The organism is Dyadobacter diqingensis (assembly GCF_024220585.1).
In the GTDB taxonomy this organism is placed as follows: domain Bacteria; phylum Bacteroidota; class Bacteroidia; order Cytophagales; family Spirosomataceae; genus Dyadobacter; species Dyadobacter diqingensis.
This window is the reverse complement of record NZ_JAMXKF010000004.1, coordinates 713,872-725,793: the sequence shown is the minus strand read 5'-3', so window position 1 is coordinate 725,793 and position 11,922 is coordinate 713,872. Positions and strand designations below refer to the sequence as shown.

The following is an 11,922-nucleotide window of genomic DNA, read 5'->3' as shown; positions in this document are numbered from 1 at the left end:
CTTACGACAATGAATAAGAAATTACCCATCATACTGACGGTTGCAAGCATGCTGATGATTACCAATGCCTGTACCGATTTGAAAGAACAAGTGCTGGACGAAACGTTGGGTTCAACACTTACGGACGAACAGACTGCGAATGGACTTATTGCGCCGGTTTATGCGCTTTTGCCTGAGCTTCATAAGCATACCAATTATTTCGCTTTACAGGAAATTTCTACGGACGAGGCGATTTTGCCTTACCGCGGAGGTACAGACTGGGGTGATAACGGTATCTACTTGGCTCTGCATGCGCACAACTCTACCAGTACCGATCCCAACATCAAAGCTACCTGGGACCAGCTTGTACAGAGTATTTCGAGATCCGTTACTGCGATTACAACGCTGGCTACGGCCAAGGATGCCAACTCGGCATTGTTTCTGGCTGAGGCACGTGGGATGAGAGCTTATTATTCTCTGATGACGCTGGATTTGTTCGGGATTGTTTTCGTAAAAGAAGATCCGGGAACGCCTTCTAAGATTGTTCGTGGTGCCGAGGCGGTTTCCTATATCGAAAAAGAATTGCTTGCGATCGAACCGCTTGTGCAGAATAAAGCAGCGGTAGGTCCGGGAAGGTTAACCAAGGCGGCAGTTTGGGGACTTTTGGCAAGATTATATCTTAATGCAGCCGTGTACCGTGATATTTACGCAGCTCAGTTTACTTTTGCCAGCGGTGATATGGACAAGGTAATCGAGTACACGGATAAGATCATCGCGCTGGGCGATTACAAATTATCGGCTGATTATTTCTCGATTTTCGGGAATGCAAATCATGATAATTCAGAATTGATTTTTGCCGTTGATCAGCGCCCTGACCTTAACGGTCACAACCGTCTTGCTTACTTCTCGCTTTCCGGTGATCAGTTTCCTTTGGCGGCTTTCCCGGCGGCAAATGGTACAGATGGTCCTGCAATTACTTCCGATTTTTATCAGAGCTGGGTTCAGGCCTATGGTACTGTTGATCCAAAACGTGATCCGCGTTTTTATCAGGAAAATATGTCGGCTTATTCAAACCCGGCGGATACATGTATTACGGATGCAAGCTACAAAGTTAACCGTGGGATTCTTCGCGGACAGCAATATGGTGCGGTACGTGTAAACGGAGCATTTTTAAGATGCCCTGATGGAAAACTCAGAATTGGTAAACTGACAAACCTGAGCCGTAACCGTGCAGACTTGCCGGTAATTTTCACAGAGAAAATTGACTTTACAACGGCTGGCAGTGGTTACAGTTCCGGATATCGCGTTGAGAAATATGAGTTCAGCCGGGTGTCTGATACGGGTAGAAACAAAGGTGAGGCAGATATTTCAATTTTGCGTCTGGCTGATATCTATCTGATGCGTGCGGAAGCGAAGTTGCGCAAAAGTGCCGGTGATGCAACGGCCCTGGCTGATGTGAACACCGTGAGAGCTGCGAGAACATCGACCACGCCTGCACCTGCACTGACTTCTATCACGCTTGATCTATTGTTCCGTGAAAGAGGTTTTGAATTGTACTGGGAAATGGTGCGTCGTACTGACATGATCCGTTTCGGTAAGTATGAAGGCACATGGACGGAAAAAACAAACACCGATGTTCACAAACGTATTTTCCCGATTCCGCAAACGGCAATCGACGGAGCTTCAAACCTTCCGGGTTATATGAAGCAGAATACGGGTTATTAATATCCGGCGATTGAGCTGATACTTTTCAGTTATTTACAAAAAGAGTTTTGCGGAAATTTTCCGCAAAACTCTTTTTGTTTATGATTAGGAAAGGAATTTTGGTATACTTAGTAATAATTTCAACAGGTGACGAATTTGGTAAAACAGTTGATTTTAAAATCATAAAAAGTGATATTTTATCATCAGTTTTTATGGCCTGAAAGATATTAAAAACGGAGAACTCTATTATGAAGCGCGACTTAACAAGATGGATAGTAGCCCTGGGTTTTTTGACTGCACTGCTGTATGTAGGCAGGGCGCTGTTCATACCCTTGTGTTTCTCCTTTTTGATAAGTTTCGCCTGTTACCCGTTATGCCGCTGGCTGGAAGACAAGAAGGGTTGGCCCCGATCATTGGCCATAACGGCCTGCTTGCTGGCACTTTTGGCATTTGTCGGCCTGCTGACTGCCGTGGCCGTTATTGGCATTGCCGAGCTGGCGAATCAGAAAGAGATCATTAACGATCAGCTTCAGATAGCCAATCAACAGTTCAGACAGTTTATGACGGATCAGTTTTCAATTTCGAAGGAGAGGCAGGATCTGTATTTACAACAGCTGGGAACCGATGTGTTATCGTCGCTTGCCGGTATGTTACGATCATTTATGTCATTTTCAGCCTCTGCACTGGCTACGCTGGTTATCATTCCCGTGTTTGTGGCGCTGATTCTGGCTAGCCGGGAAATATTGGTAGCCGCTTTAATGAGTGCAGTTCCTTTAAAACACAGGATGATGTGCCACGAAATTCTGCATGAAAGCATCACTACTTTTTATGAATTTGTGAAAGGAATGGCTATCGTGTACCTGTTCGTTGGGATTATGAATACGGTGGGGCTGGTCGTACTGGGAATTCCCAATGCGATGTTTTTTGGATTTCTGGCGTCGATCCTTACCATGATTCCTTATGTCGGGATACTCATTGGTGGTGCGGTTCCGGTTGCTTTGGCGCTAACCGATAGCCCGGCGAAAGCTCTGGGCGTGGTGGCGATTTTTACCATTGTGCAGTATCTGGAAGCCAACGTGATTTTCCCACGTGCTGTTGGGCACCGGCTAAAAATCAATACGCTGATGATGTTAGTATCGCTGATTGCAGGAGGAATTTTGTGGGGAGGTGCCGGACTGATCCTGACACCTCCGATTATCGGAATCCTGAAAATCATTTCAGACAAGATACCTTCCTGGCGTCCGCTGGCTATTTTGTTGGATGACAAACCACCGTTAAAGAATAATCAGGAAAAAGCCTGAACCCAAAATTATTTGGATATTGGTCCGCTGCTCACTTCCTTACCGTCTTTCCAGACAGATTCTATTTTTCGGGTATTGCGGATATTTTTTTCTGGACTGTCGGACAGAACGATAAAGTCAGCCATTTTTCCTTTTTCCAGCGTTCCGTACGCTTTGTCGATTTTCAGGACCTTCGCAGCATTTTTTGTTCCCGCCGTGATGGCCTGCATCGGACTTAACCCTGCCTGCACCATTAATTCAAGTTCCAGGTGTTCTGAAAAGCCTTGCGCACGAATCGGGAAAGCACCGGAATCGGTTCCTAACGCCACAAGGATACCTGCGTCATGGATTTTCTTCACATTGATCAGCGCGATTTTGAAGCCATTCATGTTCCTGTCAAAGTCGGGAGAATTTTTGACCTGATCCTGATATTTCTTAGATACGATCATTTCATAAACGCCCGGTTCCAATGCAGCCTGGAAAAAAGGCTCATCAACCCATTCCGGTTTTCTGGCGTAGATGTAGGCGAATTCATCGAGTGACAGTGTCGGGATATAGGCAACACCTTTTTCTTTCATCTTTTTCAGAAGATCTGCGTCAATTTCCTTGTCACGGATGCTGTGCGCCATCATATCCAGACCTGATTCTGTCAGGGAACGAGCGTCTTCGAGATTGTACAAATGGCTGGCCACCGGAATCCCTTTTTTATGTGCCTCCGTAATGATGGCCTTGTAAATTTCAGGTGTGATTTTTACCGCTTTTCCACCATGGTCATCCACCCACATTTTCACAACAGTAGGTTTTACCTTGGCCAGTTCGGCGATTTGCCCGGGCACCTGTGCAGCGGATGTGGGCCTGATCAGGAGGTTCATCCAGGATGCCGGTGCCGCGTCCGGGGTATTGAACCCGTAACCGGCTGAGTATAATCTTGCACCGGGCAATAATCCCGCCTGCGTTGAATCAATAAATCCGTTGAATATCAAAGGGCGGTCCGTACCCATGGTAAGCACGGTATTCACGCCATAATCCTGATATCTTTTAAGCTGCCGCAAAATATTTTCCCGTGTATAGTTTTCCGCCGCGGCCGTATTTCCTTTCAGCGTGCCAATGTGTATATGCGCGCTGATGAGCGAGGGGATGATCGTTTTGCCTTTGTAATCGATAACAACGGCATCCTTTTCCTTCAATCCGGATTGGATGGAAATGATTTTTCCATTTTTGATCAGGATATCGGTATTCGGTTTCGACGCGGCCCCGGTTCCGTCGATCAGATTTGCATGTTTGATCAATATCAGATTACCCTGCTGCGCGTTGGCGTGAACGGAGATAACCGTCAGGAGCAGTAAGAGTTGTGAAAGCTTTTTCATGGTTCAGGAAGTTTTTTCAGGATAAGCATTATAATTATACCAAAGTGCAATCAGCAGGTAAAATAACGCAGATCAGCACAAATAAAAACCCCGGATCAGATTTTTATGTCTGATACGGGGTTTACAATGATCGGAAAAAAACTTAAAGCTGATTTTTGAAGAAATTCAGCGAGCTCTCCTTATCAATTTTTATTTGCTGAATCAAAGCATCCAGGCCGGCGAATTTTTGTTCCGGCCGAAGGTAATGCAGGAATTCGACCGTGAGGTCTTCGCCGTATATTTCTTTATCGAAATCAAACAGATTTGCTTCAATCGTCCTGAACGTTCCGTCGACCGTCGGCCGCACACCTACGTTGAGCATGCCCTTGTAGGCCGCACCCTGGTGATAGGCATTAATGACGTAAACGCCGTTGGCGGGAATCAGTTTGTAAGACTCCTGTAAGTGGATATTGGCCGTCGGAAAACCGATCGTACGCCCAAGTTGTTTTCCTTTGACGATAATGCCGGTGATCGAGTAGGGGCGTCCAAGCAAATGCTGCGCGTCATCCACATTACCCGATAACAAAGAGTGGCGGATTCTGGACGAACTGATCGCCAGGTCTTCGATGTCCTGTCTTGGGATTTCTTCTACTTCAAAACCGTAACTGGAAGCGTTTTTTTGTAAAAACTCAAAACTGCCTTCCCGGTTTCTCCCAAAACGATGATCATAACCGATCACCAGTTTTTTGGTGCCAATTTTATCAACCAATATCTGGCGGATAAAATCATCCGACGAAAGTTCAGAAAATGCTCTGGTAAACGGAACGATGGCAAGGTGCTCAATTCCCATTTGAGAAAAGAGCTCAATTTTTTCTTCAATCGTAGAAAGCAGCTGCAAATCCTGGCTGTCTTCCGACACCACCAAACGCGGATGTGGCCAAAAGGTGATCACCACGGACTCTCCACCCGACTGTGTGCTGATTTCTTTAAGTCTGGTCAGGATTTTTTTATGGCCTATATGCAGACCGTCAAAAGTACCACTGGTTACGACGGCGCATTCCAATCGCTGAAAGGAATCCAGGCTGTGGTATATATTCATTCGTCAACGGGTAACTTCAATTCAACACGTTTTTTATAAATGAAATCGGTAAGATTGGAAGCGTCTTTCAATTCGAACGCACCAATTCTTGTACGGCAAAGCACGCTCAGATAAGCTCCGCTTTCTGCTGCCACACCGAAATCCCTTACAATACTACGAATATAAGTGCCTTTTGAACAAATGATCCTGAAATCAATGGCCGGAAAGTTGGTGCTGTCAATTTCAAAAAGTGAAATTTCAACCGTTCTCTTTTTGATTTCTGCAACTTCACCACGGCGTGCTTTTTTGTAAAGACGCTCTCCGTCAACCTTCACCGCGGAGTAGATCGGAGGAGTTTGCTCGATGGAGCCCAGGAACGTTTTGCGGGCGTTTTCAAGCACCTCCGCTGTGATATGGGCTACGGGATATTCTGCATCGAATTCCGTTTCGAGATCAACAGAGGGTGTTGTTTTACCTAAAACAAAAGTGCCGGTATACTCTTTTTCCTGTGCCTGATAGGTATCAATGATCTTCGTTTTCTTTCCTGTACATAAGATAAGCAAGCCGGTGGCAAGGGGATCCAGAGTTCCGGCATGACCAATCTTATTGTATTTACAGGCCCTTTTTATTTTGTTGACAACATCAAATGAGGTCCATCTGAGCGGTTTATCAATCAATAAAACTTCCCCTTCGTCTTGTATGGTAGTCTCGTTACTCAAACTATACTGCTTTAACTAAAATGAAATCCTCCTCAACCAATCCCAATGAATTTTAAACAATATCCAGTTTATAACCGGATGCCAACAGTGCCAGCAATACAAGCCCCAAAATGATACGGTAATATCCGAAGACCTTGAAACCGTATTTCGTAAGGAAATTGATGAAAAATTTGATGGCCAGCATGGCAACAACAAAAGCAACCAGATTGCCGATAAGCAATGTTTGAATATCAGAAGCCTGAATGGTATCGTATGTTTTCAATAGCTTATAACCACCCGCCGCAGCCATGGTAGGCACGGCTAAAAAGAATGAAAATTCAGCCGCCTGCTTGCGGGAAAGTCCCTGAAGCATACCGCCAATAATCGTTGATGCAGAACGGGAAACGCCGGGGATCATTGCGATACACTGGAAGAAACCGATTTTTAGAGCATCGAAATAAGAAATTTCTCTTTCTCTGGTCGTATCATTGGCGATACGGTCAATGAACAAAAGAACAATACCTCCCACTAAAAGTGAAATCGCAACAACGATCACATTTTCAAGCATAGAGTCAATAAAATCATTGAGAAGAAAACCAAGAACCGCAGCCGGAAGAAAGGCTACGAATAACTTGAAGTAAAAATCTGTGGATTGAAAAAAACGTTTCCAGTACAATACAACAACGGAAAGAATAGCGCCGAACTGAATATTGACCGTAAACATTTTGGTAAACTCCAAATGGCTGATCCCCATAAACGAGGAAGCGATAATCATATGTCCTGTGGAAGAAACGGGTAGGAATTCTGTAATTCCCTCAACAATTGCTAGGATGATGGCCTGCCAGATGGTCATGAATTAACGGGTTTACGTAAAATAGCCCAGAACTCAATAATAAAACCCAGGATCGTGATCACAGGCCCAACGGTTAACCCAAGCAAACCAAAACCAAATTCTTCAGTATCAAAACTCATAATTAAAAATCCGCCAAGAATTACGGCTAGTCCGATCAGCATCATTTTGTAGTTTGATGCAGCAAACGGAAGATTGTTTTTTGTGTTGCTCATAAATTATTTGTTGATAGTCAATAATCTTATTTTCAGTCTTAATTAATACAAATCATCCAAAGCCATACGCAGATAGCGGGCAAGGGACTGATAGGTGCTGGCTATTCCAATTAAAATACCCAATGCAAGCACTACGGCCACGAGGATAACGATTTTGTCATATTCCTGTAACATCGCCAGGCCTTCTACATTGCGCACGGCAAGCTGCTGCAAGCCGATCAGCAAACCACCTGCCAATACGCCGCCAATGGTTCCCTGCATAGCGCCACGAAGAATGTAAGGCCGCTGGATAAAGCCGTTGGTTGCACCCACAAGCTGCATACTTCTGATCAGGAAACGCTGTGAGTAAATGGCAAGTTTGATGGTGTTGTTGACCAGAAGCACAATAATAATCAGCATGATCAATGCGAAACTGGCCAGTACCGCATATATTTTTGTCACATTCCGGTTGATATTATCGGCCAGATCTTCCTGATAAACGACTTCGTAAACACCTTTTATCTTTTCAAGATCTTTTTTGATAAGCTGTAATTTCGATTCTTCGAAATAGTCTTCGCCGATTTTTACGCGATAGCTGTCACGTAAAGGATTTTCGCCCAAAAATGCCGTGAAATCTTCCTTCGTGCCTTCGATAAATTCTTTTGCAGCCTCTTCTTTGGAGACGTAGGTAATCGGGTTTGGCGTTTCAGGTGTATTCAAAACGTAAGGTTTGCTTTTCAAAACCGTCAGGATAGAGTCCTGTCCGGCCTTGGTTTCGGCCTTTTCGATAAATACCCTTACTTCAATATTCTGACGTATGATAGAGACCAGTTTTTTCGATTGAATAACGAGAAGTCCGCAAAAACCGATCAGAAATAATGCGGCTGTAAGACTCATGACAATCATTGCATTGGGATAACTACCAATCTTCTTCTTTTTTTTAGGCATAAAAAGGAATATTTCGCAAACCGGGTTTATTCAAACTTTCGAATGAAGTAATGATGGCAAAAATAATGATTAATATAACATTGATACCCTTTTGATACCAACCTTAACTATTTTTAACGAATGAAAAAGAAACTTATTAGTTTCTGCGCCCCATCTCGTCGCGGATTTTTGCCGCTTTCTCGTAATCTTCTTTGGAAAGTGCATCGTCAAGCATACGCTGAAGTTCGTCATAGGAAAGGTCTCTGAGCTGGTCGGTAAGGCTTCCGCGAGACTGTAAAGTTTCCTTGATCGCTTCTTCTTCGTCCTCTTCCTCATCCTCCGTTATTGAACTTGAAATGATGCCGGCTTCTGAAAGAATCGCTTCATAAGTATAAATAGGTATGTCAAAACGCAGTCCGATGGCGATGGCATCAGACGGACGTGCATCAATTTCTACTTCTCTCAGACTGTCTTTACAAACGATTTTGGCATAAAAAATACCTTCTTTCAAATCGGAAATCACGATTTCTTTCAGGGTATAATTCATTCCTTCCGCAAAAGATTTGAACAGATCGTGGGTCATTGGCCTGTTCGGAACAATGTTTTCAATCTGCACGGCGATAGCCTGCGCTTCAAAGACACCAATGATAATGGGAAGACGTCGGTTTCCTAATTCTTCACCCAAAACAAGAGCGAAGGAACCGGCCTGAGACTGGCTTGGGGAAAGCCCCAATATTTCTAACTTAATTTTTTTCACGTTTGGACTTTAATGGGCTAACGCAACGTTTTTGTAAACAGTTCTGGTGATTTTGCGCAATGGGTACTAAGAATACTTCCGCTCCGCCTCAGGTTATCAAAAATGCACTTTTAGCTTATATTTAAACGAAATAGCACTGTTAATCAGTAGACTATAACAATAAAAATACAGTTTATTTTACATTTTCCTAACTTCATAAACGTTTCGGTATGCAAAAATAAATAACCCGCCCTGCATAAAAAAATGCAGAACGGGCTATAATCGAAAACAATTGGTTATTTGAGGTCTTCAACAGCCTTGGTAAGCTTGGGAAGAACTTCAAAAATGTCACCCACAATTCCGTAGTCGGCAGCCTTGAAAAATGGTGCTTCCGGGTCTTTATTGATTACAACAATATACTTTGATCCGTTAACGCCGGCAAGGTGCTGGATAGCTCCCGAAATTCCGCAGGCGATGTACAGGTTTGGTGCTACTTTGATACCGGTTTGCCCGATGTGCTCGTGGTGCGGGCGCCAGTCAAGATCAGATACGGGTTTGGAGCAGCCTGTCGCGGCACCCAGTGCTTTGGCGAAATCGAGCAGTGGCTGCCAGTTTTCGGGGCCTTTCATTCCACGACCGCCCGAGACAATGATATCTGCCTCGGTTAATGACAATTCAGAACTGGCTTTTTCAACCGAGCCGACGGAGGCCTGGAAGTCAGAGTCGCGCAACGCCGGGGTGAAGCTTTCAACCGCGGCAGTTCCTGTGGATTCAGCAGCTTCGATCGCGTTTTTCTTTACAACCAGGATTTTTATATCCGATTTTACTTCTACGTTAGAAAATGCCTTTCCCGTGTAGATGCTCCTCTTGACGGTAAAACTTCCATTAATAACGGGAAGCTCTGTAACACCGGACACAATCCCGGCTTTCAGTTTGGCAGCGGCGCGAGCAGCTACGGCGTCACCAAGTCCGGATTTGGATATGATCACGATCTTACTGTTTTCCTGCTGCACGGCTTGTGCAAGAACGTCTGCATAAGCCAGGCTGTTTTCATGTGTTAATTTTTCATCTGCCGCATGAAGGACTTTACCCGCTCCAAATGCACCCGTTTGAGCAAGGGACGAGGCATCAGCCTTACCAAGTGCTAAGACGGTCGCCGTCGTTCCGGTCAATTTTGCCACTTCGGCGCCATAAGCCACGGCTTCCAGTGATGTTTTTTTAACAGCGCCGTTATCTAATTCTACAAATATGAGTACTGACATGTTGTTCAATTTTTGAGTTTTGGATAAAAATCAGGTTATCCGGTCAATAAGTTTATTAAATCACCTTAGCTTCCGTTCTCAGCAGTTTGATAAGCGTTTCCGCTTCTGCCGCCGCGATCATTTTGCAGGCTCCCTTGGGTGCCGGAAGCGAATATTTTTCCGGTGATGTCAAAACTTCACCAGAAACAGGTTCTACAACATTCAAAGGTTTGGTCCTGGCCGTCATAATACCGCGCATATTCGGAATTTTCCACTCAGATATCGGTTCCTGGCAGCCGAGAACAAGCGGTAGTGATACAGACAAAGTTTCCTTGCCTCCATCGATTTCACGTGCAAGGGTGGCGGTTGTGCCATTGATATCCAGTTTCATAACCGGTGAATAGGAGGGGATACCCAGCATTTCACCCACCAGTCCATGAACAACGCCACTGTTGAAGTCGATAGACTCGCGCCCCATCAAAATAAGGTCATATTTATTTTCAGCTGCAACATGTGCAATCTGTGCCGCTGTGAAATAGGAATCCAGGGGTTCCGCATTCACACGGATGGCATCATCCGCACCGATAGCCAGGGCTTTACGGATTTGTGGATCTGCATCTGCCTCGCCCACATGCAGCACGGTCACCGATCCCCCAAGCTGCTCTTTAAGCTCAACGGCACGGGCAAGGGCGTAATCATCATAAGGTCCGATTATATATTGTACACCAGCTTTATTAAGTTTGGTGTCGTTATCGGTAAAAGTTATTTTGGCCGTCGTATCCGGCACATTGGTAATACATACGAGTATTTTCATGATTAAGGTAAGAAGTTGATGAATGCATCCCGGATGCGATACAAACAGTCGTTGGTTATAATTTTTTTAAGAATTAATTTATAATGGCGAATATACAGAAAAACTTAAATAGTATGCAAGCATAACAATATTTTAAAATGAAAAACTCACTGCTTCAAAATCTGATTGCTTTTTACGAGGAAGATCCCAACGATCCGTTCAATATATATGCGCTGGCCCTGGAATATCAGAAGACCGATGCCGGACAGGCCGAATTGTATTTTAATAAATTATTGGAAGGGCATCCGGATTATCTGGCGACCTATTATTCGGCTGGGGCATTCTTTGCAGCACTTGAAAAAAATGAAAAAGCGGAGTCAATTTATCAGAAAGGCATTGATCTGGCGTTAGATAAGCAGAATACGAAAACACATCAGGAATTAGTCAGAGCCTACCGTTCTTTTCTGGACGAGCTGGAAGATTAAGACTTTTGAAAATATTTTATTTTGTAGTCTGCCCAAAAAGTAGTAGTTTTCCTAATTGGTAAGAAATGTGGCTTGTTTGGCGACTATTTTAGGTTACGACGCTTTCACTCTTCTCAGTTTTTAGTTTTAATATTTTACGTTGAGTTTCCCCGTTGGTCGGGGGAGAAAATCATTCATTGTTATTTATGGAAAAGGAATCATTTATTCCCATGGTTGTTAAATGGGCGCAGGCTCATGGATTTAAGGAAATTCAAGCCAATATGGAAGGCTTTGAAACACCTAAGTCGTATGAAAGAGCTGCTGATAATGAGAAGTTCACGCCCGATGTTACAGGTGTGAATATGTTCAACAGACATTATCTGGAAGTGTCCATGAAAACAGATCAACTTCGGGGAAGTGTTTCTAAATGGAAGCTTTTGAGTGAATTGGCAGGAATGAAAGGTGCTAAATTGTATTTAATGGCGCCGCGCGGTCATGTCCGTTTCACACGTGAGATTATTACACAATATAACATTCCGGCAGAGGTCATTAAAATCGACTAACTGCTTACAAAATAAAAAAACCGGCTTAAAGTTTTAAAGAAACATTAAGCCGGTTTTTTTCGTGTCCTT

Annotated in this window: 13 protein-coding genes; 4 read left to right on the top strand and 9 right to left on the bottom strand. The window is 44.1% G+C overall.

The window, feature by feature from the left end; all coding sequences use genetic code 11:
* Positions 1 to 9: 9 nt before the first annotated feature.
* Positions 10 to 1,704 carry a RagB/SusD family nutrient uptake outer membrane protein gene (locus M1L62_RS15330; RefSeq protein ID WP_254560463.1) on the top strand — a complete coding sequence of 565 codons (1,695 nt, stop codon included), beginning with the start codon at positions 10 to 12 and terminating at the stop codon, positions 1,702 to 1,704.
* Between the two features lie 227 nt (positions 1,705 to 1,931).
* Complete coding sequence (locus M1L62_RS15325; RefSeq protein ID WP_254560462.1) at positions 1,932 to 2,984, top strand: AI-2E family transporter; 1,053 nt, start codon at positions 1,932 to 1,934, stop codon at positions 2,982 to 2,984.
* Positions 2,985 to 2,992: 8 nt separating this feature from the next.
* On the opposite strand, the gene M1L62_RS15320 is transcribed toward M1L62_RS15325, so the two are convergent.
* The 9 genes from M1L62_RS15320 to M1L62_RS15280 form a co-directional block, all read right to left on the bottom strand.
* Positions 2,993 to 4,330 carry an amidohydrolase family protein gene (locus M1L62_RS15320; RefSeq protein WP_254560461.1) on the bottom strand — a complete coding sequence of 446 codons (1,338 nt, stop codon included), beginning with the start codon at positions 4,328 to 4,330 and terminating at the stop codon, positions 2,993 to 2,995.
* 142 nt (positions 4,331 to 4,472) lie between these two features.
* On the bottom strand, positions 4,473 to 5,408 hold the full coding sequence (locus M1L62_RS15315) for a bifunctional riboflavin kinase/FAD synthetase (protein ID WP_254560460.1): 936 nt from the start codon (positions 5,406 to 5,408) through the stop codon (positions 4,473 to 4,475).
* Positions 5,405 to 6,106 carry a tRNA pseudouridine(55) synthase TruB gene (truB, locus tag M1L62_RS15310; RefSeq protein ID WP_254560459.1) on the bottom strand — a complete coding sequence of 234 codons (702 nt, stop codon included), beginning with the start codon at positions 6,104 to 6,106 and terminating at the stop codon, positions 5,405 to 5,407. Before truB ends, M1L62_RS15315 begins: the two co-directional genes overlap by 4 nt.
* A gap of 52 nt (positions 6,107 to 6,158) precedes the next feature.
* The gene (locus M1L62_RS15305; protein WP_254560458.1) at positions 6,159 to 6,938 is read right to left on the bottom strand and encodes an undecaprenyl-diphosphate phosphatase; all 780 of its coding nucleotides are present in this window, start codon (positions 6,936 to 6,938) and stop codon (positions 6,159 to 6,161) included.
* Positions 6,935 to 7,150 carry a DUF3098 domain-containing protein gene (locus M1L62_RS15300; protein ID WP_254560457.1) on the bottom strand — a complete coding sequence of 72 codons (216 nt, stop codon included), beginning with the start codon at positions 7,148 to 7,150 and terminating at the stop codon, positions 6,935 to 6,937. The genes M1L62_RS15305 and M1L62_RS15300 overlap by 4 nt, the downstream gene beginning before the upstream one ends.
* A gap of 42 nt (positions 7,151 to 7,192) precedes the next feature.
* Positions 7,193 to 8,077: a cell division protein FtsX gene (locus M1L62_RS15295; protein WP_254560456.1), complete on the bottom strand. Its 885-nt coding sequence runs from the start codon at positions 8,075 to 8,077 to the stop codon at positions 7,193 to 7,195.
* Between the two features lie 136 nt (positions 8,078 to 8,213).
* Positions 8,214 to 8,813, bottom strand: a complete 600-nt coding sequence (locus tag M1L62_RS15290; protein WP_254560455.1) for a bifunctional nuclease family protein — start codon at positions 8,811 to 8,813, stop codon at positions 8,214 to 8,216.
* Positions 8,814 to 9,088: 275 nt separating this feature from the next.
* A complete protein-coding gene (locus tag M1L62_RS15285) occupies positions 9,089 to 10,054 on the bottom strand; it encodes an electron transfer flavoprotein subunit alpha/FixB family protein (RefSeq protein WP_254560454.1) in 966 nt (321 codons plus the stop codon).
* Between the two features lie 55 nt (positions 10,055 to 10,109).
* Positions 10,110 to 10,847: an electron transfer flavoprotein subunit beta/FixA family protein gene (locus M1L62_RS15280; RefSeq protein ID WP_254560453.1), complete on the bottom strand. Its 738-nt coding sequence runs from the start codon at positions 10,845 to 10,847 to the stop codon at positions 10,110 to 10,112.
* Between the two features lie 137 nt (positions 10,848 to 10,984).
* Between M1L62_RS15280 and M1L62_RS15275 the strand changes: the two genes are divergently transcribed.
* Positions 10,985 to 11,311 (top strand): tetratricopeptide repeat protein, encoded by a 327-nt coding sequence (locus M1L62_RS15275; RefSeq protein ID WP_254560452.1) that lies wholly within the window; start codon positions 10,985 to 10,987, stop codon positions 11,309 to 11,311.
* Positions 11,312 to 11,496: 185 nt separating this feature from the next.
* On the top strand, positions 11,497 to 11,853 hold the full coding sequence (locus M1L62_RS15270; RefSeq protein ID WP_254560451.1) for a hypothetical protein: 357 nt from the start codon (positions 11,497 to 11,499) through the stop codon (positions 11,851 to 11,853).
* Positions 11,854 to 11,922: the final 69 nt, after the last annotated feature.

Excerpts from the sequence above, each read along its gene's own strand:
- M1L62_RS15330 (WP_254560463.1), top strand. The coding sequence starts at position 10 with ATGAATAAGAAATTACCCATCATACTGACGGTTGCAAGCATGCTGATG.
- M1L62_RS15325 (WP_254560462.1), top strand. The coding sequence starts at position 1,932 with ATGAAGCGCGACTTAACAAGATGGATAGTAGCCCTGGGTTTTTTGACT.
- M1L62_RS15320 (WP_254560461.1), bottom strand. The coding sequence starts at position 4,330 with ATGAAAAAGCTTTCACAACTCTTACTGCTCCTGACGGTTATCTCCGTT.
- M1L62_RS15315 (WP_254560460.1), bottom strand. The coding sequence starts at position 5,408 with ATGAATATATACCACAGCCTGGATTCCTTTCAGCGATTGGAATGCGCC.
- M1L62_RS15305 (WP_254560458.1), bottom strand. The coding sequence starts at position 6,938 with ATGACCATCTGGCAGGCCATCATCCTAGCAATTGTTGAGGGAATTACA.
- M1L62_RS15300 (WP_254560457.1), bottom strand. The coding sequence starts at position 7,150 with ATGAGCAACACAAAAAACAATCTTCCGTTTGCTGCATCAAACTACAAA.
- M1L62_RS15295 (WP_254560456.1), bottom strand. The coding sequence starts at position 8,077 with ATGCCTAAAAAAAAGAAGAAGATTGGTAGTTATCCCAATGCAATGATT.
- M1L62_RS15285 (WP_254560454.1), bottom strand. The coding sequence starts at position 10,054 with ATGTCAGTACTCATATTTGTAGAATTAGATAACGGCGCTGTTAAAAAA.
- M1L62_RS15280 (WP_254560453.1), bottom strand. The coding sequence starts at position 10,847 with ATGAAAATACTCGTATGTATTACCAATGTGCCGGATACGACGGCCAAA.
- M1L62_RS15275 (WP_254560452.1), top strand. The coding sequence starts at position 10,985 with ATGAAAAACTCACTGCTTCAAAATCTGATTGCTTTTTACGAGGAAGAT.
- M1L62_RS15270 (WP_254560451.1), top strand. The coding sequence starts at position 11,497 with ATGGAAAAGGAATCATTTATTCCCATGGTTGTTAAATGGGCGCAGGCT.